Annotated in this window: 20 protein-coding genes; 10 read left to right on the forward strand and 10 right to left on the reverse strand. The window is 60.5% G+C overall.

Features of this window, described 5'->3' with window-relative positions:
• Positions 1-13: 13 nt before the first annotated feature.
• The 3 genes from CRO50_RS17430 to CRO50_RS17440 form a co-directional block, all read right to left on the reverse strand.
• A complete protein-coding gene (locus CRO50_RS17430) occupies positions 14-376 on the reverse strand; it encodes a RidA family protein (RefSeq protein ID WP_097147209.1) in 363 nt (120 codons plus the stop codon).
• A gap of 158 nt (positions 377-534) precedes the next feature.
• Positions 535-1,800: an ATP-dependent Clp protease ATP-binding subunit ClpX gene (clpX, locus tag CRO50_RS17435; RefSeq protein WP_097147210.1), complete on the reverse strand. Its 1,266-nt coding sequence runs from the start codon at positions 1,798-1,800 to the stop codon at positions 535-537.
• Between the two features lie 149 nt (positions 1,801-1,949).
• Positions 1,950-2,582: an ATP-dependent Clp protease proteolytic subunit gene (locus CRO50_RS17440; RefSeq protein ID WP_097147211.1), complete on the reverse strand. Its 633-nt coding sequence runs from the start codon at positions 2,580-2,582 to the stop codon at positions 1,950-1,952.
• 206 nt (positions 2,583-2,788) lie between these two features.
• On the opposite strand from CRO50_RS17440, the gene CRO50_RS17445 reads away from it, so the two are divergent.
• Complete coding sequence (locus CRO50_RS17445) at positions 2,789-3,487, forward strand: DUF1045 domain-containing protein (protein ID WP_097147212.1); 699 nt, start codon at positions 2,789-2,791, stop codon at positions 3,485-3,487.
• A 3-nt stretch (positions 3,488-3,490) separates the two neighbouring features.
• Here CRO50_RS17445 and CRO50_RS17450 read toward each other — a convergent pair whose 3' ends face one another.
• From CRO50_RS17450 to CRO50_RS17460, 3 genes are all read right to left on the reverse strand, one after another.
• Positions 3,491-4,375 carry an acyl-CoA thioesterase gene (locus CRO50_RS17450; protein ID WP_097147213.1) on the reverse strand — a complete coding sequence of 295 codons (885 nt, stop codon included), beginning with the start codon at positions 4,373-4,375 and terminating at the stop codon, positions 3,491-3,493.
• Between the two features lie 109 nt (positions 4,376-4,484).
• A complete protein-coding gene (locus CRO50_RS17455) occupies positions 4,485-5,687 on the reverse strand; it encodes an MFS transporter (RefSeq protein WP_097147214.1) in 1,203 nt (400 codons plus the stop codon).
• Between the two features lie 263 nt (positions 5,688-5,950).
• On the reverse strand, positions 5,951-6,688 hold the full coding sequence (locus CRO50_RS17460; RefSeq protein WP_097147215.1) for an O-methyltransferase: 738 nt from the start codon (positions 6,686-6,688) through the stop codon (positions 5,951-5,953).
• A gap of 690 nt (positions 6,689-7,378) precedes the next feature.
• Between CRO50_RS17460 and CRO50_RS17465 the strand changes: the two genes are divergently transcribed.
• From CRO50_RS17465 to CRO50_RS17495, 7 genes are all read left to right on the forward strand, one after another.
• Positions 7,379-7,903 (forward strand): hypothetical protein, encoded by a 525-nt coding sequence (locus CRO50_RS17465; protein ID WP_097147216.1) that lies wholly within the window; start codon positions 7,379-7,381, stop codon positions 7,901-7,903.
• Entirely contained in the window at positions 7,900-8,151 is a 252-nt protein-coding gene (locus CRO50_RS17470) for a hypothetical protein (RefSeq protein WP_097147217.1), read from the forward strand. The genes CRO50_RS17465 and CRO50_RS17470 overlap by 4 nt, the downstream gene beginning before the upstream one ends.
• A gap of 13 nt (positions 8,152-8,164) precedes the next feature.
• A complete protein-coding gene (locus CRO50_RS17475) occupies positions 8,165-8,614 on the forward strand; it encodes a hypothetical protein (RefSeq protein ID WP_097147218.1) in 450 nt (149 codons plus the stop codon).
• A gap of 2 nt (positions 8,615-8,616) precedes the next feature.
• The gene (locus CRO50_RS17480; protein WP_097147219.1) at positions 8,617-8,847 is read left to right on the forward strand and encodes a hypothetical protein; all 231 of its coding nucleotides are present in this window, start codon (positions 8,617-8,619) and stop codon (positions 8,845-8,847) included.
• 140 nt (positions 8,848-8,987) lie between these two features.
• A complete protein-coding gene (locus CRO50_RS17485; protein WP_097147220.1) occupies positions 8,988-9,314 on the forward strand; it encodes a hypothetical protein in 327 nt (108 codons plus the stop codon).
• 511 nt (positions 9,315-9,825) lie between these two features.
• Complete coding sequence (locus CRO50_RS17490; protein ID WP_097147221.1) at positions 9,826-10,020, forward strand: hypothetical protein; 195 nt, start codon at positions 9,826-9,828, stop codon at positions 10,018-10,020.
• Between the two features lie 170 nt (positions 10,021-10,190).
• Positions 10,191-13,298, forward strand: a complete 3,108-nt coding sequence (locus CRO50_RS17495; RefSeq protein WP_097147222.1) for a bifunctional DNA primase/polymerase — start codon at positions 10,191-10,193, stop codon at positions 13,296-13,298.
• Between the two features lie 307 nt (positions 13,299-13,605).
• On the opposite strand, the gene CRO50_RS17500 is transcribed toward CRO50_RS17495, so the two are convergent.
• The gene (locus CRO50_RS17500) at positions 13,606-14,139 is read right to left on the reverse strand and encodes a hypothetical protein (RefSeq protein WP_097147223.1); all 534 of its coding nucleotides are present in this window, start codon (positions 14,137-14,139) and stop codon (positions 13,606-13,608) included.
• A 211-nt stretch (positions 14,140-14,350) separates the two neighbouring features.
• On the opposite strand from CRO50_RS17500, the gene CRO50_RS17505 reads away from it, so the two are divergent.
• Positions 14,351-15,448 carry a DUF4062 domain-containing protein gene (locus tag CRO50_RS17505; RefSeq protein ID WP_097147224.1) on the forward strand — a complete coding sequence of 366 codons (1,098 nt, stop codon included), beginning with the start codon at positions 14,351-14,353 and terminating at the stop codon, positions 15,446-15,448.
• Positions 15,449-15,671: 223 nt separating this feature from the next.
• Entirely contained in the window at positions 15,672-16,346 is a 675-nt protein-coding gene (locus tag CRO50_RS17510) for a recombinase family protein (protein ID WP_097147225.1), read from the forward strand.
• 388 nt (positions 16,347-16,734) lie between these two features.
• Here the strand turns inward: CRO50_RS17510 and CRO50_RS19975 are convergent, their stop codons facing one another.
• From CRO50_RS19975 to CRO50_RS19980, 3 genes are all read right to left on the reverse strand, one after another.
• Positions 16,735-17,379, reverse strand: a complete 645-nt coding sequence (locus tag CRO50_RS19975; RefSeq protein ID WP_143516954.1) for an HNH endonuclease — start codon at positions 17,377-17,379, stop codon at positions 16,735-16,737.
• Positions 17,372-18,472: an ATP-binding protein gene (locus CRO50_RS17515; protein ID WP_157791691.1), complete on the reverse strand. Its 1,101-nt coding sequence runs from the start codon at positions 18,470-18,472 to the stop codon at positions 17,372-17,374. The genes CRO50_RS19975 and CRO50_RS17515 overlap by 8 nt, the downstream gene beginning before the upstream one ends.
• A gap of 383 nt (positions 18,473-18,855) precedes the next feature.
• Entirely contained in the window at positions 18,856-20,313 is a 1,458-nt protein-coding gene (locus CRO50_RS19980; protein WP_143516955.1) for a hypothetical protein, read from the reverse strand.
• Between the last annotated feature and the right edge of the window lie 575 nt (positions 20,314-20,888).

A 20,888-nucleotide genomic window follows, 5' to 3' on the forward strand; every position in this document is an offset into this window, starting at 1 on the left:
ACCCTGCAGGCTTTCAGCCCGGCAGGGCCGCCGTCAGCTCGATCTCGATGCGATATTCCGGCGCGATCAGCGCGCATTCCAGCATCGTGGCCGCCGGGGGATTCGCCCCGAAGGTCTCGGCCAGGATCGGCCAGCAGGGCTCGAACTCGCTGGCGTCGGGAAGATAGTAATGCACCCGCACTGCATCGGCGAAGCTGGCGCCCGCCTCTTCCAGCGCCGCACCGATGGTCTTCAGCGCCGCGCGGCACTGGCTGGCCGCATCGGGCCCCTCGCCCACGGTGCCGGACACATGGACAAAGCCATTGGCCACAACGGCGCGGCAGTAGCCCACCTTGACCTCGAAGGGCCCGCCCGAGGAAATACGTCTGATCGTCATGCCTTACTCCTGCGCTGACATGCGGCGATCATGCGCGGGCGCCAGGGCGGCGGCAATGGGGTGCATGCGCAGCCGCAGCGCCCGGCGGCGCAGAACGAGAAAGGCCGGCGCCCTGCAGGGGCACCGGCCTTTCCAAATTGCTCAGCCAAGAGGCAGGATCAGCCTGCAGTGGCTTCTTCCGACTTTGCCTCGGAATAGATCATCAGCGGCGCCGCATCGGCGGTCACGGCCTCGTCGTTGACCACGACCTCGGTCACCTCGTCCATGCCGGGCAGCTCGAACATCGTGTCCAGCAGGATGTCTTCGAGGATCGACCGCAGGCCACGGGCGCCGGTCTTGCGCTCGATCGCCTTGCGGGAGATCGACTTCAGCGCATCATCGGTGAAGGTCAGCTCGACATCTTCCAGCTCGAAGAGGCGCTGGTACTGCTTGACCAGGGCGTTCTTCGGCTCGGTCAGGATGGTGACCAGGGCGTCTTCATCCAGGTCCTCGAGCGTGGCCAGAACCGGCAGACGGCCGACGAATTCCGGGATCAGGCCGAACTTCAGCAGATCCTCGGGTTCGAGGTCCTGGAAGATCTCGCCGACGCCGCGGGCATCGTTGTCACGGACATCGGCACCGAAGCCCATGGCAGAGCCCTTGCCCCGCGCGGCAATGATCTTGTCGAGACCGGCGAAGGCACCGCCGCAGATGAACAGGATGTTGGTGGTGTCCACCTGCAGGAATTCCTGCTGCGGATGCTTGCGCCCGCCCTGCGGCGGAACCGAGGCAACGGTGCCTTCCATCAGCTTCAGCAGCGCCTGCTGCACGCCCTCGCCCGAGACGTCGCGGGTGATCGAGGGGTTTTCCGACTTGCGGGTGATCTTGTCGACCTCGTCGATATAGACGATGCCGCGCTGCGCCTTCTCGACGTTGTATTCGCTGGACTGCAGCAGCTTGAGAATGATGTTCTCGACGTCCTCGCCCACGTAACCTGCTTCGGTCAGCGTGGTCGCATCGGCCATGGTGAAGGGCACATCCAGGATGCGCGCCAGCGTCTGCGCCAGCAGCGTCTTGCCGCAGCCGGTCGGGCCGATCAGCAGGATGTTGGACTTCGCCAGCTCGATATCCCCACCCTTGGCCGAGTGGTTCAGACGCTTGTAGTGATTGTGAACGGCAACCGAGAGCACACGCTTCGCCGTCGCCTGGCCGATGACGTAATCATCGAGGACAGCGCAGATCTCTTTCGGCGTCGGCACACCTTCCGAGGACTTCAGCCCGGTGGACTTCGTCTCCTCGCGGATGATGTCCATGCAGAGCTCGACACATTCGTCGCAGATGAACACGGTCGGACCCGCGATCAGTTTGCGCACCTCGTGCTGGCTCTTGCCGCAGAAGCTGCAATAAAGCGTGTTCTTGCTGTCTCCGCCCGAATTCGTGGCCATATCTACTTACCTTTCGCCCGTCCGGGCCCTGACACGTTCACTGACGACCGCCCTCCGATTGCACCAGACTAGGCCAGCACCTGCGGAGCGACAACACCTCAGTTGAACGTCTGCCGCATCCCGCCGGGCGCGATGCGGCCGTGGCCGATTTACTCGGCACCATCGTCCTTTGCGTCGCGGCTCTCGACGATCTCGTCGATGAGGCCCCAGTCCTTGGCCTCCTGAGCGCTCATGAAATTGTCCCGTTCAAGCGCGTCGACCACGGTTTCATAGTCCTGGCCGGTGTGCTTGACGTAGATCCGGTTCAGCCGTTCCTTCAGCCGCTCGGTGTGGCGGGCGTGGATCAGGATGTCCGTCGCCTGGCCCTGGTAACCGCCGGAGGGCTGGTGAACCATCACCTCGGAGTTGGGCAGGGCAAAGCGCATGCCTGCCGCGCCGCCAGCCAGCAGCAGCGACCCCATAGAGGCCGCCTGGCCGACGACCAGGGTCGAGACCTTGGGCTTGATGTACTGCATCGTGTCGTAGATCGACAGGCCCGAGGTGACGACGCCACCGGGGCTGTTGATATACATCGAGATTTCCTTCGACGGGTTCTCGGCCTCGAGGTGCAGCAGCTGCGCCACGATCAGCGAGGACATGCCGTCATGCACCGGCCCGGAGAGGAAGATGATCCGCTCCTTCAGCAGGCGCGAAAAGATGTCGTAAGCGCGCTCGCCCCGGCTGGTCTGTTCGACCACCATCGGCACGAGATTGTTCATGTAAAACTCTACCGGATCTTTCATCTGCGTGCCCTGCCTGATGCTCACTTCTGTGGTATCCTCGATCCCTATCGACCGAAGCCTAACAGAGTCTTAGTGATGGCAAGGAACGGCTGCAAGGGCAGGTGCCGAATTTGCGCCCTCAGCCTTAACACCCGCGCTGCCTGCTGCGTCATTTCTTCTTCATCATGCGCGGGCTATGACAGGCGCCACTGGAAGAGGAACGACCCATGCCGGATTTTGCCCGCTACGCCATCTACTACCTGCCCGAACCGGGCCCCCTGGCCAGCTTCGGCGCCGCCTGGCTGGGCTGGGACGTCGAGGCTGGCACCGAGGTGCCCCACCCCCAGGTCGAGGGGCTGCCCCGCCCGCTGGCAGAGATCACCGCGACGCCGCGCAAGTACGGTTTTCACGGTACCGTGAAGCCGCCCTTCCGCCTGGCCGAAGGGCATGATGCCGAGGGCCTGGTGGTGGCCGCCGTCAAACTGGCCGCACGACTTGAACCGGTAGAGCTCGACGGGCTGGAGCTGTCGCGCCTGGGTTCCTTCCTGGCGCTGACACCGCAGGGCAGCAAGGCGCAGCTGTCAGCCCTCGGGGCGCTGGCCTCGGAATCGGTGCAGGGGCTCGATGCCTTCCGCGCCCCTGCACCGCAGAGCGAGCTCGACCGCCGCCGCAAGGCCGGTCTCAGCGCGCGCCAGGAAAGCTACCTGCAGCAATGGGGTTATCCCTACGTGATGGAGGACTTCCGCTTCCACCTGACGCTTTCGGGCAGGCTTTCGGCCATCGACGCGCCGACGGTGGAGGACGCGCTGCGCCCCCTCGTCACCCCGGTCATGCCGGAGCCCTTCCGCATAGAAAGCCTCTGCCTCTGTGGCGAGGACGCCGAAGGGCGCTTCCACCTGGTCAAACGCCTGCCCCTTGGCGGCTAGGGTCTAGCCCGCATCAGGGAAACGCATCATCCCCTCCTGCGCGACCGAGGCCACGAGGCGACGGTCGCGCGTGTAGATCCGCCCGAAGGCCATGCCACGCGAATGGCCGGTCCAGGGGCTGTCGATGCAATAGAGCAGCCAGTCATCCATGCGGAAGTCGCCATGCAGCCAGAGCGCATGGTCAAGAGAGGCGACCTTGGCCCCCTCCTCCAGCCAAGTGCGGCCATGGGCGGTCAGCGCGCCCTGGATCAGCCCCAGGTCCGAGGTATAGGCCAGCGCCGCCCGGTGCAGGACCGGGTCATCGCCCAGCGGGTAGCGGCTGCGCACCCAGCGGTACTGCCAGCCCCGGCGCGGGGTCAGGTCGAAGGGCGGAGAGGGCGAGACCGGGCGCACCTCGATCGGGCGGTTGAGGCGCAGATAGGCCAGCACCTCTTCCGGCACCGCCCCCGGATGGGCCTCGGCCAGCTCCAGCTCGTTGGGCAGATCCTCGGGATCGGGGATGCCTTCGGGGAAGGCCTCTTCATGGGCCAGTCCGCCGCTGTCTCCCTGGTAGGAGGCCGTCAGGTTGAGGATCGGCTTGCCGTTCTGGATCGCCACCACGCGGCGGTTCGAGAAGCTGCGCCCGTCCATGTCGCGGGCAACCCGGTAGAGCACCGGCTCGACCGCCATGCCGGGGCGCAGGAAGTAGGCGTGCAGGGAATGGCTGGTGCGGTCCGGTGCGACGGTGCGCGTCGCGGCCATCAGCGCCTGGGCGATGACCTGGCCGCCGAAGCTGCGCCCGCGTCCGCCCGGTGTGGCAATGCCCCGGTAGAAGTCTTCCTCGATCCGCTCGACCGTCAGGATCGGGGTCAGGATATCCGCAGGACTCTGTCCGCATGGCTCGGGCATGGTCTTCTCCGTCGCTGTGCCGGCAGTCCGGCGGGTCGCTCTGCCGGAAATCCGGCGGGTCGGGGGCAAATTTCCTCCGCCCCGCCGGGGATTGCAAGCGGAAGCGGGACTAGCCGGCGGCCAGCCCGTGGCCCCGGCCCGGCCCCCGCACCCTTGCGTCCAGTGCCGTGATGGCCAGCACCACCATCCCCGCCAGCCCCAGACCGGCGCCCACCAGGCCAACCGAGGGCCAGCCTGCTCCGGCCGCCAGGGCGATGCCGCCCATCCAGGGGCCAAGGGCATTGGCGAAGTTGAAGGCAGAGTGATTGAGCGCCGCCGAAAGCGTCGGCGCATCCTCGGCAAGGGTCATCAGCCGCGTCTGCAGCACCGAGCCAAGCCCCCCCGAGCAGCCCAGCACCAGCAGCACCGGCGCCATCAGCCAGACATTGTCGGCCACGGCCCAGAAGGCCAGCATCATCGCCACGGCCAGGCTCAGCGCGATGGCGGCCGCGCCCATCTGGTTCTTGTCGGCCAGCCAGCCGAAGATGAACTGGCCGCAGGTCATGCCGATGCCGAAGATCATCAGCATGAGGGGCACCACGGTCTTGGGCTCTCCGGCATATTCGATGACCACCGAGGCGAGGTAGGAGTAGATGCAGAACATGCCCCCGGTGCCGATGGCGCCGATGGCAAGGGTGAGCCAGACCTGGCGGCTCTTCAGGGTCGAGAGCTCGCGCAGGGGGCTGGCCTCGGCGGTGGCCTCGAGCTTCGGCGCCAGCAGGCGCACGAAGAGCGCGCAGCAGGCGGCGAGAGGCACCACGAAGGCGAAGGTCCAGCGCCAGCCCAGCTGGGCGCCGAAGAGATTGGCCAGCGGCACGCCGACCACGTTCGCCACGGTCAGCCCGGTCAGCACCGAGGCCACGGCGCGGGCGCGCCGCTCGGGCGGCACCAGGGAGGCCGCCATCAGGCCCGCGACGCCGAAGAAGGCGCCATGGGGCAGACCGGCGGCAAAACGGGTGGCCAGGAACATCTCCCAGCTGGGCGCCACCGCGGACAGGCCGTTGGCCAGCGCATAGGCCGACATCAGCACGACCAGAAGGCCGCGCCGCGACACCCGCGCCGCGCCGAGCGCGATCAGCGGCGCGCCGACGCAGACCCCGAGCGCATAGGCCGAGATGGCCCGGCCCGCGATCGCCTCGGAGACGCCGAAGTCCTCCGAGAAGAAGGGCAGAATCGACATGGTTGCAAATTCGGCCACCCCGATGGCGAAACCGCCAAGGGCTAGGGCCAGGGTCACCAGCATGGGATGGGTGACCGTCTCCTGACGGATCATGGCAGGAACTCCCGCAAGCAGAGCGGCGCCGGAAGGCCTGCCGCGCCCGGCGTGCCGACGCAATCAGGCGGTCCGAGCGGGCCGCGGATATTTCGGATGAGGGCGGCGAGGAAAGGAGGAGGGCCGGCCCTGCCCCCTTTTCCCGCTTGCCGTCGCGCCATGCAAGACCCGCAAAAGACAAAAGCCTGGTTGCAGAGGTGTAGATATGCAGGCTGCCCCCTGCGCAGCCGCAGGGCAGCGCGGCGCGCTCCGGGCCTTTGGGGTCAGGCCGGGTCCGAGATCAGCAGCACGGTTTCCTGGGCTATGGGCAGCGAGGGGCTCAGCCCCCGGTAGCGCTCGATGCGCAGGCCCGTGGCCGCGATGGCGCTGCGGTAGCGGGCACGTTGGGTATTGCGGAAGACGATCATGCCGCCCGGCGCCAGTCGCGGCACCGCGTGTTTCAGGCAGCCGATCCGGGCGCGCCCGCCAATGACAATCAGGTCGTAGCTTTCGCCATCGGTCTCGATGGACCGCGCATAGCCGCGAAAACTGTTGCCCTCTTCCCGCGTCCTGCCGGCGATATACTCGGAGGCCTCCGAGAGGGAGCTGTCGGGAAAGACCAGCCGCAGATCCACCGGAGCCAGCCCGTCCAGGCGCTGCACCAGCCCCTGCACCTGGTAGCCCCAGCCCGCGTGGTGTTCGATGCTGGTCACATGGGCGGCACGGCGGGCCAGCCAGATGGTGCCCGCGCCCGCGCCGTATTCGAAGACCCGCGCCGCGCCATCGCGCTCCGCGAGAAAGGCCTCGACGCGCTCGATGGCGTCATAGCTCCACCAGGGCACATCCAGGGCGACCAGACCTTCCATGTCGTGGATCGAGAAGAGAGTGAGCATCCAGTGGGCAAGACGGGAGCGTCCGCGAAGGCGCTCGAGCAGCGCGATCACCCCGAGGAAACGGGCGCCGCGTTCGATCCTGCGCATGGCGCCTACATATCCGGACCTGGCCAGATCTGCCGTGTGCATTCCTACGTCCCCTTCCCCCAATACCCCGCCTGGCCCTCACCAATATACAGCCGCAGTTTCGGATCACTTGCCGTCAGAGGCAACCTTCATCTGTCTAGCGGATCACGACATTTTTGAAGCATCCCGATGCGGCACAGAGGCAGCCGCCACTGCGGTCAGGATGGCGCACAGCCCGGTAAAGGCTGTCACGGGAAAAGAGCTGGCGAAAGGCAATGCCCCGCGCACAACTCGGTCAACGCGGCGCCTGCTGACGCAAAGCCGGACAGCAACTTATTGGAAACAAGACACTTTGCCCGAGGTCCGGACGGACAACGGCCAGATGGGATCGCAGCGATCCAGAGGATCAGGCCCGACAATGTGTAGGGGGGGGAAGCGCCGGCGGCTGCCGGCTTTCCAGATTGGTGCGGTCGAGAAGACTCGATTTTCGACCTTCTCCACCGGAGACGGATCAAGGCATTGATAAGAAACGATCATCCAAACGCCTGACCGCAAAAAAATTCTTCGGTGTGCAAGGCGTGTGCAAAAGTAGTTCAAACCCATAGCCCGCGTCAGCGGGCCTTTTTCGTGTGCCCGGAAGACTCGCAGGGTTACATCCGAATCAGCCGTTCGGGGCGGAAACCTTGACTCGCTGCAACAATTGTGATAGCTTGTCAATATCAAAAATAAAACCCTCCCTCATGAGGCCTTGCAGTGCCCATCACGTTTACCAACAAGAACCTTCGCGCCGCGCTGGGGTTCCACCCGAACACCGTCTACACGTGGACGAAGGACCTCCCTCGGAGTAGCCCGGAAGGGCGCTACCCCCTTCGCTTTGACGTCGCCCATATTTTGCCGCGCCTCACGCATGCGCAGGCCTGCGACTTGCTGCCCCGCTGCGAGTCCGACAATGAGCTGTGGGTAGGCGACGAAGGGACGATTATGCCCGCCTGTCGTCGCCTCTCGGACTGGTTCGAGACGGACGAAGGAATGTCCCGCCGGGCCGCGCAGGTTCGCGCCACGTTCTTCAACTCTCTTAGCGGGACGCCTTCGGGGGCAATCGCCGCCGATGCCGAGCGCGTCCGGCAGCTCCTTCCGGCGAGCTGCTACACCCTGCCTTACATCGTCACCGGGGAGACCGCAGACCTGCCCACGGCGGAGGGCTGGCCCGCTTTCTCTCGCGCTTTCGCTCTGGTGCATAGCTCGATGCCCGCCCGTGGCGAGGTGCTTGCCGCATGACCGAACTTGAAGCCTACCGTCAGCATGTTCTGGCCTCCCCGAAGGCCTGCAAGGCTCTGGTGAGCCGCGCGGTCACCGACGCCGACCTTGAGGCTATGTGGGGGGACCCCATGGTTCTGGGCGGAGCTCTTCGCATCGCCAACCGCCTCACCGCGCCCGAAATTGCCTCTCTCATCGCCCCCATGCTCGATGCCCCGGCGCGTCCCATCCACCTCGAACAGGTCCGCATGATCGCGGCCTATGCCTGAAAGGCTCTCTTGAATGTCTGATTTTGACTCCATCCTCACCGCCCGTGACCGGGCACGGCTCGACGCCGCGACCGACGCAGTAGCCTCCCGCGCCAAGGCCGCTGGCGTGACCCTCGACAAGGAAACCCTGAGCGTTCTTCCCTCCATTCGCCTCGCAACGCTCACGGAGAACTCGCTTAACCTCGATACCGCAATGGCAGAAGCACGCGCGGAATTCGCGGAGGCCTTCCGGTCCGCCGATGTTCGCATGGCGCTGGACGCCAAGGACAAGGACGCTCTCGACGCAATCAACAGTTTGCCGCCTAGCGAGCGAATGAACGTCGGGCGGCGACTCGACGCCCTCCGCCCGGCTGAGGCCAAGAAGCCGCTTTCGCCTGAGGACGCCGCAGCCGCTATCCTCATGATCCGCAAGATCAAGTCGCCTGCTGCGAAAATCGCCGCAGCGCGTGCCGCAGGCCTGTAAGAATGGCCCTCCGAGACATCATCAAGCACATCGAAGGGCACCCCGGCGGGGCTGCGGGCTGGACTTCCTTTTTCGGTCGCCGCCCCGACGGGGTGACCGTGTTCCTTCCGACCGGTGAAGACGTTTCGCACCTTGACCTGCTTGCCGTTCGCAACCGGTTCTCGCCTGCCAAGGTCGAATTGTCCCCGGCTGCCAAGGCCCGCGCACTCCGCGCGGTGGACCGCAACGATTAGGAACGCGCAGGGCGACGTCGTAACGCCCTACGCAAAGCCGCTGCCACCCACAGACAGCGCACCCCCGCCGGACGGCCCACAGGTGGCCCACGGGGCCGTCCGGCGACCTCCCCCAACATCACCAGAAACAAGGTAGGACCATGACCTTCTCCCTCGAATACATCGAGCATTCCCTGCTGCGCGAGTGCGCCGCGCTCATCACCGACCGCTGCGCGAAGAAGGACGGCAACTACACCATCAGTGCCGAGCAGGTAGCCCAGATCGAAGAGCAGATCGGCCCCCGTGCCTGTCGGACCGCCCTGCGTGTTGCACGCTTCAAGCCTGCGACCGATGACTCGGGTGATTGGCACCGGGGCAAGTTTCCCGGCAGCGCCAAGGAGTGTCTGCCCCTCGACCCTGAGGATTTCGGCCTCGCTCTCGACGACCTCGACCCCGGCAACGCGCTGGGCCTGCGCGAGGCCGCGTAATGGGTTGGCCCGACGACGCCCCGCTTCGCAACGTCCCCCGTCGCCAGCGAACTGCTGAACAGAAGGCCCGCGCTGAACGGCGCCACGCTCGCGACTCTCTCTGGCGGAAGGCACAGCGCGTCTGGGAGGGATGGAACCCGGAACAGCACGACGAAGAATCCGCCCGTCTCGAGGTTGAGATTCGCCAGTTTCTGGCTCGACGTGAGGCCGAGAAGCAGGACCGAAAGGCCGCTTGAGACACCCGGCCTAGTAGGTGACGCTACGTCATCATGATGGGCCGGGATGTGACGTTTTCCGATTGTCATTTTCCGTGACACGCCCCGCGTCGGAAATTTCCAATGAACCAAAGGACCTGCGCGAGGCGGGATTGCTCGGATGTGAGATTTCCCCGAAGCGCCATTTTCCGTGACATCCGACTTCACTCAAAATGTCACAAAATCAAAATGTTACGCTTGATTCGTTCGGGCCTCAGCGACATGTTCCGCTCACCTCAATGAGAAGGAGAAACTGAATGTTGCACAATGTAGCCGGGCAGACGCCCTCTGGACGCATCCGTGACGCCCGCGATGTCGCACTCATCAAGCTCACCGCAGAAATGGCGGAGGTGGCCCAGCTTCCGCTGTCAGCGGAGAGGAACGAGCACCTGAGCCAGCTTGCATCGCTGGTGCAGCAGGTCGCCAACAAGCCGGTCGGTGCGCCCGCCTGACAGTCGACCATACCAAGCCGGGATGCCGCCGTTAGGCGGCACTCTGACACGCCGGGAGAGACCGGCAAACATACCGAAACGCGACCAAGGAGACCCAGCGATGCGCTGCGAACCACAACGATGGCCCACCGGGTGCGGTGGGCCGAACCACAACCACGGAGACACTGAACTTGACCAAGAACACGACCGAAGAAGCACTCGCCAAGGCTTTCGCAGCCGTCGCGCCGGATGACGACGAGCACATCGAGGACGAAGGCAACCTCGAAAGCCCGGAGGACACTACGCCTCGCCGCAAGCGCCCCATGGGTGAGGTTCCCAAGGACCGGCTTAACGTGGACGTCCTTTTCGGGGCACCGCCGCGCCGGTCCCTCTACCACACCGAACGCGCTCAGCGCACGCGTCAGCGTGCCCTTGCCGAACTGGGCAGCGAATTTGACGTCGCAGCGAACACCCTCATCGCTGCCGGAGGCAAGCGGTCTCACCACCTCATCGCGGACAGCATCGACCACAACGCCCTGACGCTTGCATATGCTCTGCGCTATGCTGAATGCGGGCTTCACGTTGCAGATGCCTATGGCATTGATCCTCTGACCGGGGCGGGCATGAGCATGTCCGGTGACGCGAAGGTGCCCTTTGGGGCAGGATGGCAGGAACGGGCCTCCACTGACCGTAATACGATCATCTCCTTCTGGACCGGAAAGGGCCGCTATCCTGAAAACAAGGATGGAAAGGCTTGGCGCTTCAAGCCTGTCCGCCAGTCGCGGAATGTCTCGATTGTCTTGCCCTACGGCTGCAATCTCTTCGTTCTGGACGAAGACGGGGATGATGGCATGTCCGCCATGGCGGACCTCGAAGCCAAGCATGGCAAGCTGCCCTTGACCCCGGACTCCCGTTCCGGGTCTGGCAACGGGCGTCATCGCATCTTCCGAACGACCCGACCGATCCGCAACACCGCTTCGCAGGTCGCGCCGGGTGTTGATATTCGCGGTGAGGGCGGACAGATCATCGCCGCCCCTTCGATCCACAAGACCGGCAATTTCTACCAATGGGCGCAGGGTTGCGCCCCGTGGGAATGTGACATCGCGGACGCCCCCGAATGGCTCGAAGACCTCGCCTTTGATGCCATGAAGGCGAACACCGCGAAGGTGAAGCAGGAACGCCGGAAGGCGCGGGCGGAGGCACGCGCGACCGGCAAGCCCTGCGCCTCTGGCGGGCTGGGATTTGAAGGCCACCTTGCAGCAGTTGGCGACGGGGAAGGCCTCCGGGGCTTCGATGGGCCGATATATGCGGCTGCGTGCTCTTGGTGGGGAAGTAACCCGGATGGCGATGCAGATGAGCTGTTTGACACGCTTCGCGACGTTGTTCTTGCCGCACCGTGCAAGAACGATCGCGCCGAAACCCGGTATGCCAGCGACGACTACCTTGCAGAGCGCATCGATCAGGCCCGCAAGTTCATCGAAAAGCGCCGCTCTGCGGATGAGGAAGCCGACCGTGAGGAAGCAGAGGCGCTGGACGCAGCCCGAGGGGTTTTGCGCGAACGCCTGAGGGAAGAGGACGGCGCGACGACCCTTGCCGCTGACGCGGCGGAGCGTGCCCGTGCGCGTCTCAGGGAACTGGGGCACTCCGAAGAAGATGCAGCGGACTTCGTAGAAGAAGCCGTTGCCGATGTGCTGCGTCAGCTCAAGGAACGCGCCGACGACCGCGCCCATGATCCTGTGGAGGCCGCTAAGGCAGAGGAAGAGGTAACGACGCCCGCCGTCTTTGCACCTCTCTACGATGACCGCTTGGTTGACGGCGAAGGTTTCATGGTTCGCCCCGGAGACAACTCCCGGCTTTACAAGTCCTACAAGATCGACCCCAAGGCAGACCACGCCGAAGAAATGATGCGGCGCGAAATCCGCGCCCAGATCGTCCGTGCCCTCATGGACCGCGTGAGCTACGTCGTGCTGGACGGCGAAGCGAAGTATGCGTTCCACGCCGCGCGGGGCGAGAACGTGCGCCTCTGGAAGGAAGCGACCCTCTCTAAGCTCTATGCCAACCGTGGGGTCAGCTACATGGGCGGTGAGAAGGGAAACACGGTGAAGGACATCAAGCCCGCCGACGTGTTCGCCCGTGCGCGTCAGCGTGACACCTACTTCGATACCTGCTTTGAACCCGACCCGGCGAAGGCCAAGATCGCGGAAGCGCGTGGGGCGTTCAACCTGTGGACCGGCCTCGCGGTGAACCCGACTCCGGGCGATTGGTCGAAGCTCAAGAACCATATCCGTGACCAGATTTGCGGGGGCGACGAGGACCTTTTCAACTGGGTCATGACGTGGCTCGCGTCCCTGTTCGCACGGCCCGGCGTTAAGATTCCGAGCGCCATCGCGGTTCAGGGGGAACAGGGCACCGGAAAGAGCAAGGTCTTCGACTGGGTGCGTCGTGCAATCGGTGCTGCCGCGATCAAGATCAGTAACGGGCGACACCTGACCGGGAACTTCAACGCGCACATGGACGGTAAGATTTTCATGACGTGCGAAGAGTCCTTCTGGGGCGGGGAGAAGGCCGCTGCCGGGATTATCAAGGACCTCATCAGCTCCGACACCCTCCAGATTGAAGGCAAGTTCGCGAACGTCGTGGAACGCCCCAACTACGTCAACCTCGCCTTCGTTTCGAACGACGCATGGATGATCCCCACGGACAACGAAGACGCCCGTCGCTTCTGTGTCCTGACGTGCCTTCCCACCAAGAAGCAGGACGCCGCATTCTTTGGTGCCATCGACGACCAGATGGAAAGCGGCGGTCTCGGGGCCATGGTGTATGAACTGCTTCACTGGGACCCCAAGGCGGTGGGCCTGACGTGGGACAGCCTGCGCAATCCTCCGGTCACTGAGGGCCTGCGTCAGCAGGTCGGTATGGGCTTGCGTGGGGCGATGGCGCATCTTGCCGCGATCATCGAAAGCGGCGAGCTGAGCGGACGCGAGGGGGATGCAACGACCTTCTACTATGACCTCGACGAGGACGTTGCGACTGACGTTGCCCGGACGCACCTGATGGCGGCGCTCTACCCTGACAAGGGTCGCGGCAACATGAACGCAGAAGCCAAGGACGCAATCGTCAAACTGCTGGGCGACGACGCGGACGGCGGTGATAACAAGCGTATCATCCACTACTTCGGGGGCTTCACCACGGGCATCGGAATTCGCGACGACCGTCAGACGGGCAAGGTGAGGTTCGTCACGTTTCCGCCGCTCAGCGTGGTTCGTGCGAAGCTCAAGCAGTATGGGCGTGGCGATTGACGCACCACGGGACCCAGCACGCATGCGAGTTGGGTCCTCACCGGTGGCATTTAGGCCCCTAATTTATATGGCTTAATCTGACGTTAGGGCCACAAACCCATGGAACCCAACTCTTCGCAAGCCCCCAGCTATGGGGGATGCGGGAATGTACTGGACAGCCCCCGCAAAGCCTGTGCCATTCTGATTCTTCTCTCATTAAAAATGAAAAAGCTGGGTCGGTTGGGTCGATGACCCATTTTGGTCAATGATAGAAGGATTCTTTAGTCGACCCAGCACCCCGGAATGGGCTGGGTCGGCTGGGTCGCTTCTACCAGTTCCGTAGGTTGATTTGATCAATTTCGGACAGCAGCTGAGAAATCGATGATCCGGGGTTCGCCAGATCAGCCAGCGTCCGTGAAATAGACGAGCCGGGATCTCCCAAGTCGGCCAGAGTGCGTGAAATCATGGACACCGGATTTCCCAGATCAGCCAGCGTGCGTGAGATTGGCGAGTTCATCTGGTCCAGTTCAGCCAACAGCCGCGCAGTGGCGGAGGTCGGGCGATAAATCTCTTCCAGCAGCCGCGCCGTCGCGGACATGGGCACTGCTCCCCTTCCAGCAGCGCGCATGACAACGCGCGGTTTCTTCCGATCTTCCGCAGCCCGCATGTGGGCTGCTCTATGTTTGTTGAACTTGGTCACGATCCGCTTCCGGGCGGCATCCGGTGAGTGCTCACCCGTGAAGTCGATGACCACCACACGGAAGGCCTCTGTAGCGGTCACGGCCGGGTTGTCGTAGATGTAGTCGGCAATCGCTTCCAGCGCAGCAGCATCGTTTCTCGCAGGGCGTCCAGTCTTTGCCATGGTGCATTCCTTTGTGTTGCAATTGCCTGAACATACCCCTGATCGTGGTGAAGCCGAAGGAAGTTAAGTCCAGCCGCCCTGCATTCCATCGTGGACGAAAGTCGCTCAGGAGTCCCTGCATTTCGTCCATGAGTGAAGGCAGTCAACCCTTGCTATTCTAGCCATGAAGAACAAGATGGGAACATAGTCTAACGACCGCGCCGGGGGAGCCATGCACGACAAGCGATATTCCGTCTTCATCAGTTCGACCTTTGAAGACCTCAAGGACGAGCGCCGGGCTGTTCAGGATACCGTTATCAGCGCTGGAGATTTTCCGGTGCAGATGGAGTATTTTCCCGCCACAGATGAGGCGGCGTTTGATCTGATCAAATCCCTACTCGACAAATGCGATTACTACCTCCTGATCATCGGCGGGCGCTACGGCTCACTTGACGCGGATGGATTGAGCTTCACGCACAAGGAATTTCGGTACGCGCTATCCAGAAACATTCCTGTGATGGTGATGCTGAACGGGGCTAGAGGAAAAATACCGGTGGAAAGGACCGAAGCCACCGACGCTGGAAAACAACGGCTTGAGGAATTCATTGCTGAGGCCTCGAATGGCCGCACACGTAAGACATGGTCCACAATCGGTGAACTTCAGGCGGCTGTGCTTGCCGCGCTTATTCACGCCAAGCAAACAAAGCCCGCAACTGGATGGATGCGAGGCGATGCCGTCGCCAGTGCTGATGCTCTGGAAGAGCTTACCGAGGTGTTAAAAGAGAATGCGAAGTACCGGGATGCAATCGGACACCTTGAGGTTGAGCTTGCATTGCCACCCCTCCCGGCTGGCGACGATCATGTCGAGATCGACCTGATGCCGGTGTCAGTTCAAGGCGGTTATGGCGGCGGAACCAGCGGCACCTATGCGCGCCTTGGCTGCACATGGGTCGGCGCATTCCCAGTCTTCTACAGCAACCTGAAATGGCGAACGTCTGACTGGGATGGGGAGACGAATTACTACATTGAAGAAGATGAATCCTGCGATGCCATCGGCGCGGCGTTTGCTGGTGAGTTGGCATCGTTTGACACCGAGCATCTGTTTCGGATCAACAAGGCAACCTTCGACCGGCTTTGCAGCTACTACATCGAAGTCGGGTTGATGGTTTCGCAGGGCGAACATCCTTTTACGGAACCCGCCCAACGCTTCGCAAGGCGTCATCGCATCAATGGCGGAAAGGGCGTGGTGCCGATCATCCTCGAGGGCAGTATCGAGCGCAAGGTGACAGCACCCGCCAAGTCCACGCTAGATGACGAGATACCATTTTAGACCTATAGGTCGCCGTCGAGAACGAGGTAGGCAACCTCTCAAAGAGTACACATTTTGCTCACGCGTCGCTGTCGAGTTGGGAATACCCCGCTGTCTCGGACATCATGTGGAAATCCTTCCGAAAATTTGAATCAACCCATTGAAATGGATAGAGAATCGACCTTCTTTCCCATACAAACTGGACTAACGGACGTTGCGCCAATTTGGAAAAGGAGGCCCTGCTATGAAGATCGTGACCTACTGCCGAGTCAGCACCCGCTCTCAAGGTCAATCGGGCCTTGGCCTCGAAGCTCAGCAAGCCGCCATCGGGAACTTCGCAGCCGCTAACGCGGCCCAGATCGTCGGGGCGTTCACAGAAGTGGAGTCTGGGCGCAAGGCTGACCGTCCGCAGCTCCAAGCGGCCCTGAAACTGGCAAAGCTCACCAGCTCCAAGCTTGTGATTGCCAAGCTTGACCGCCTCAGCAGGAACGCCGCTTTTCTTCTTAATTTACAGGACTCTGGCGTTGATTTCATTGCGTGCGACAACCCGTCTGCAACGCCGCTAACTGTCGGTATCCTTGCCATCGTCGCACAGGACGAAGCCCGCGCGATCAGCGAGCGCACCAAAGCAGCTCTTGCCGCCGCCAAGGCAAGAGGTCAGCGGCTCGGAAACCCCAACGGCGCAGAGGCCCTGAGACGCGCAGGGAAGGGCAATAAGGCATCCCGGCTGACTGCATCGGCTAACGCCGACAATCGCGCTCAGGACCTCGCTGAGACGCTAGCAGAGGTGCAGGCGAAGGGTATCACGACGCTTGCAGGCATCGCCAAGGAGCTGAACAGACGTGGGATCAATACGGCACGCGGAAAGAGCTGGCATCCTTCGAGCGTAGCGAACCTGCGGGCGCGTCTGGCTGCGTGACGGCAACACGACTTGGAGGGAGCGGCAGGTTGGCAGGCCTCCCCGCGTCGGCGGAAAACCACGACGAAACGCCGCTCTTAGCGATGAGGAATCCTATTTTTAATGTAAATCGATAATCTAGGGTCCCACAGGGGGGGACCCGCCCCCCTTCGCGGGCCGCGCAGTAGCCGCCGCTAAGCAGGTATGCAACTCCACATGACATGTTGTGATAACCCACGTTCGACGATCGCCCCCCCCCGGAAGCGAGTACGCCCGATTTTTCGAACACCAACTGGCCCCTTTTTTGAGGAAACTTCTTAGAAGTTATTAATTCCAAGACGCCGGGCACAACACTAAATATTACAACTTGAAAGGCGATCTATCGAGGAATGAAGGGCACGTGTAATCCTTACACGCCACCTATAGGCAAGTCAAAAAGCTCCGCGGCTATTTCGCTGACTTTCTCGCCCCCCTGCGCCTCATCAATTTCGTTAACACACAGCCTATCAAGTCTAACAAAATCGTACAAGAAGCGCCCCTTGTCAGTAATACATCTATATGATGTAATCTGCTTACTCCCAAACTGGAGTGAAATCCTCAACAAATGATCATCATAAACCTCAATGTTGGGATGCGGTATTAGATATCGACCTGAGTTTCGAAGATCAGCTTCTATGGTTTCAAAATTAACGATGTGGTTTATCTTTTCCCCTTTGTAGGTCATGTTGCAGCGCTTACAAGCTATGGATAAGTTGAAGATATTATAAGATAAGGATTTTTTCTTCCCCTTTGGCACGATGTGCTCCCTATCAGATTCTATCGAAGCATCTTCGAGAGAACGGCGACAGTAGCAGCACTTCTTGGATACTCGAGCAGAGTGAAAATCTTTAATCTTAGCTTTTGCGGTTAGCAGATTCCCCTTGATGGGATCTTCAAAGCTCTCATGACTCCATGGGTTGCCCGCAGTTAACGCGAAATCGATAGCATCGCGCTCACTCTGAGACAAAACCGTTTCGACAAAATCTCGCACCTCTTCCTCAGTTAGATCAGCCATTCTGAGAAAACCGCTTAATATTATCCAAAACGCGGCTCAGCAACTCTCGTTGAGTGTTGTCATAAGAACGTTTCTTAAAGCTATGGATCTCGTTTTCTGCTTCCTGCTGACTGATCTGACCGTCAGTCAGTCTTTGCAAAACTCGCGACAACTCAATGCTCAGGAAGTGGCTTACAGGCGTAATGGTATCAAACGCCTCCCACAGAATTTCCTCTACGCTTTCTGGACCAGAGGTTTGATTAATTTCAACTGGATAGCGCGCATCACCATCAACTCTGACTACCTCTACATCATCGCCGTAACTGGACAACGCCCCTGAAACAACAACCGGGGAATGCGTTGCTAGATAAATTTTTGCCTCATGATATCCTAGCGCCATGTGTAAAATCTCTAAGTATCGTCGCTGCCATTCAGGGTGAAGGCTATTTTCTGGCTCATCAATAAACAGTGCTCCCAAGCTTGGCAGGGTAGAGCGTATGAAAAGAAAAGTTGAGATTAGCGTTTGCTCTCCAGAGCTCAACTCAGCAAAAATCTGGGGCGCTCGACCCCGGTGGCGAAAGATGAGATCATAAGATGCAACAAGCTTCTCGCGCTTCAACTCCCGAATATATTTGAAAAGAATCCTATTCCTTCCACGCAAGCTGCGCATGAATGAATCATTGTGCCTAGATAGTTCGAACCTACCTCCGCCTTCAGCGCCCAGAATGTCCAAGATCGAGCTGAGAGCTTCAACCTCAAATAAATCGGTCGTTATTTTATCAAGGTCAAAATCATTAACCTTATCAACCTTGACATCGAGATCAATATCCGGAAAGAATCCAATAGCCTCGAGTAAGTCCGAAATATCAAATGTGTCCCGCCCCTCGGAGTCAAAGAAGTTTCTGAGATTTTCAGAAACAACCCTGTTAATGCCAGCGGGAGACACTCGAAAAACCTTTCGATTCCTAGTGCGCCTTTCAAATCGCACAAAAGGCGTGTTCGCAATTACCGCCGCCGTGTGATAGGGCCAGTCCCCTATTGAACCTGACTCTCTGACTAGCTCTCTGGTTTTTCCGCAACCATTCGGACCAACCAAAAATGTAATGCGGCTCATACGTATTTCCAATCCAACATTTTGCCCCTTAGACTCGGGACTCACCTCCCGAGAAGGGTAATTCCCTGATGCCGCGCCAAGTAATTTAAGTTTTGGAAGCTCGAAAACTCCAGACATCTTCGCAGTACGCGCGACAGGTACAGTCAAGAATCGGGCAGCATCCCCCTTCCAAGTTCAAGAGTCATCAATTCCTTAATTTTTGCATTCGCAATCCCAGATTTCGGATCCTGCTATTTTTCTATTTTGGCTGCGCCACGAGCGGCCGTTTCGACAGACTTTGTCGCAGCGTTATCGAGTGAGGGTAAACCGCTGCTCTGGGTCGAGGATGGGACCGAACGCCCTGATAGAAGCACCGCATTTCGCGTCGCAAAATATGCCCTACCCTAGTCCCAGTATGCCCCCCAATGGGCTCTGTCCTGATCATCACAGAGGAGCAGCCTACTCGGCAAAGGATCACGAGTACGGTGGCGACCGACCTTGTATGGCGCCATCGTCTCCTCCATTGCTAACGCCTCGTTAGGTCGTGTCGTCGCCTCCACTTTGAAGTAGTTCCCATAAACCCACTTAGGTCTCGATCGTCCGGGGATCAGACCGGCAGCCTCTCGCCCGTTTGCATAATGACGGAGCTGGTCTGAATCTGATCGGCCCGAGGAATCCATACCAACATGGATCAGTCCGGGACAATTGTCTGGCAGCTGCCCCTCTGCATCGGTCAACTTCTTTTTGAAGTGTTTTGCTCGCGCTTTGACCGCAGGTGGAGCAGTGCATGTCCAGTTAACCAAGGATGCACGGGATAACCGGTCAGCATAAGAAGGACGGCTATTGGCGCGCCTGCATCGCACACGCAGATCGTGATATGAACCATCGTCGCACATACCGTTAACAAGTTCCGTCATTCGCGACGACCCAATGAAAACATAGTCTGCCGCAAATACGCGCTGAACAACCGGCCAAGCTACTGGCCTAACCGTTATGCGGGCTCCTTCATGATCGATTGTCCTACTTTCGCGGATGGGTAGAAATTCCCTAACGCAAGACGCTAGGAAATCGTCGGAATATTCCTCAAGTTCTTTTTCATACACAACATCTACAACCACAGAATGCCCCAAAGATTCGCACAAATCGTGAAGGTTTGCTGCGATTTTTCTACCTTTATCTCTTTCCCGCTTTCCGTAGGCAGAAGGCATCATACGCTTTGCCTCGATCGCCCAGCGTGATCGCTTCTTTCGCGCTTCTAGGTCGGGCGTACGAGACCCGCCCAGCTGTTCCGGGATAAATCGGACAGAGTATCCCCTAGCGACCCAAGCACCTGCTACGAGCAGTTCAAAAATCGGGCCGTCAGGTTGTGCACCGTCTCCGTTAATAAATCTAGCTACCCGATCCTCAACACCATCGACACGAGAAAGGTGGTCGCGCAATTGACCGATCCGCCTGATATACGGCACAATTCTGGCGGCCTCATCAGGCGTCCAAAAGCGCCGATCAGTCGCGTAGCTTTCAGCTTGCAAGATATACCATGCAACCGAGTCTCGAGGATCAAATAGGCTCGACGAATATCCGTCCTCAACCGCTTCTCGGCTTTTCTCATAGTGGACCCGGCAGGCATCCAACCGACTCTCCAAGCGAGGTCCTTCCGTTAATGAGCGAAACCATTCGATTGCTCGTAACGTATCCGGACAGGTCCAGTCATGCCCTGTGAGAGGTGCAGTCCATAGAATCGATTCGTCTTCTGGCTTCATTTTAGCCTGCACCCCATTCATCCACCCTTCCGCTTCACGCACCATTTCAACCACTTCTACTTTTGCGGGCAACGTAGTGCCATAGGAATGCATCAATGCCATGATTTGAGCATCCCTTTTCGATCAAAGCAACATACAGGCCATGGCCAGCATCGGTCGGGTTGTTTGGACGAGGCTGGACGCAATGCCTTCGGGATACGTCTGTCTCCTGTGCTCAGCTGCCCTCGTCCTCTTGGACGATGCTGCGCAATGCCATAAAGGTCCGGAATGGGAAAGCCGAGCTGCGGCAATGGCGTTCCCAGCCGACTACCGCAGTGGGCTCGCTCCCCGCCCCCTTGCTCCACTCATGGCGCTGTGTCCCCGTCTTCTGCGCCTCAGCCACTAGTGACCCGCGAGCATGGGGCCTCTCTCGGCTTGAAGCATGCTTAAGCCCGCTCACGCGAGCCGGTCAGTCGAGAATGTTTATACGCTTCAGCGAACGCGCCAGCTCCGACAGCTCGAAACCATGTCCGTAGGCCTTTTCGCTTCTATCTGGAATCCGTTCACCCGTTTCTGAGTCTCGCCCCGCCAGTGCAAGGCGGTTGACGTGCTCCCCTGAAAAGTCCGCGGTTTGAAGTTAGCCTGTTCTCCAAACGAGGAGACAGACGATGCGGAAAAGCCGTTTCAGCGAAGAGCAG

The organism is Pseudooceanicola antarcticus, from assembly GCF_900215355.1.
GTDB classification, from domain to species: Bacteria; Pseudomonadota; Alphaproteobacteria; order Rhodobacterales; family Rhodobacteraceae; genus Pseudooceanicola; species Pseudooceanicola antarcticus.

Bases quoted from the DNA above. Each gene is read 5' to 3' on its own strand.
- CRO50_RS17430 (WP_097147209.1), bottom strand. From the start codon at position 376: ATGACGATCAGACGTATTTCCTCGGGCGGGCCCTTCGAGGTCAAGGTG.
- clpX (WP_097147210.1), bottom strand. From the start codon at position 1,800: ATGGCCACGAATTCGGGCGGAGACAGCAAGAACACGCTTTATTGCAGC.
- CRO50_RS17440 (WP_097147211.1), bottom strand. From the start codon at position 2,582: ATGAAAGATCCGGTAGAGTTTTACATGAACAATCTCGTGCCGATGGTG.
- CRO50_RS17445 (WP_097147212.1), top strand. From the start codon at position 2,789: ATGCCGGATTTTGCCCGCTACGCCATCTACTACCTGCCCGAACCGGGC.
- CRO50_RS17450 (WP_097147213.1), bottom strand. From the start codon at position 4,375: ATGCCCGAGCCATGCGGACAGAGTCCTGCGGATATCCTGACCCCGATC.
- CRO50_RS17455 (WP_097147214.1), bottom strand. From the start codon at position 5,687: ATGATCCGTCAGGAGACGGTCACCCATCCCATGCTGGTGACCCTGGCC.
- CRO50_RS17460 (WP_097147215.1), bottom strand. From the start codon at position 6,688: ATGCACACGGCAGATCTGGCCAGGTCCGGATATGTAGGCGCCATGCGC.
- CRO50_RS17470 (WP_097147217.1), top strand. From the start codon at position 7,900: ATGACCGAACTTGAAGCCTACCGTCAGCATGTTCTGGCCTCCCCGAAG.
- CRO50_RS17475 (WP_097147218.1), top strand. From the start codon at position 8,165: ATGTCTGATTTTGACTCCATCCTCACCGCCCGTGACCGGGCACGGCTC.
- CRO50_RS17480 (WP_097147219.1), top strand. From the start codon at position 8,617: ATGGCCCTCCGAGACATCATCAAGCACATCGAAGGGCACCCCGGCGGG.
- CRO50_RS17485 (WP_097147220.1), top strand. From the start codon at position 8,988: ATGACCTTCTCCCTCGAATACATCGAGCATTCCCTGCTGCGCGAGTGC.
- CRO50_RS17490 (WP_097147221.1), top strand. From the start codon at position 9,826: ATGTTGCACAATGTAGCCGGGCAGACGCCCTCTGGACGCATCCGTGAC.
- CRO50_RS17500 (WP_097147223.1), bottom strand. From the start codon at position 14,139: ATGGCAAAGACTGGACGCCCTGCGAGAAACGATGCTGCTGCGCTGGAA.
- CRO50_RS17505 (WP_097147224.1), top strand. From the start codon at position 14,351: ATGCACGACAAGCGATATTCCGTCTTCATCAGTTCGACCTTTGAAGAC.
- CRO50_RS17510 (WP_097147225.1), top strand. From the start codon at position 15,672: ATGAAGATCGTGACCTACTGCCGAGTCAGCACCCGCTCTCAAGGTCAA.
- CRO50_RS19975 (WP_143516954.1), bottom strand. From the start codon at position 17,379: ATGGCTGATCTAACTGAGGAAGAGGTGCGAGATTTTGTCGAAACGGTT.
- CRO50_RS17515 (WP_157791691.1), bottom strand. From the start codon at position 18,472: ATGAGCCGCATTACATTTTTGGTTGGTCCGAATGGTTGCGGAAAAACC.
- CRO50_RS19980 (WP_143516955.1), bottom strand. From the start codon at position 20,313: ATGGCATTGATGCATTCCTATGGCACTACGTTGCCCGCAAAAGTAGAA.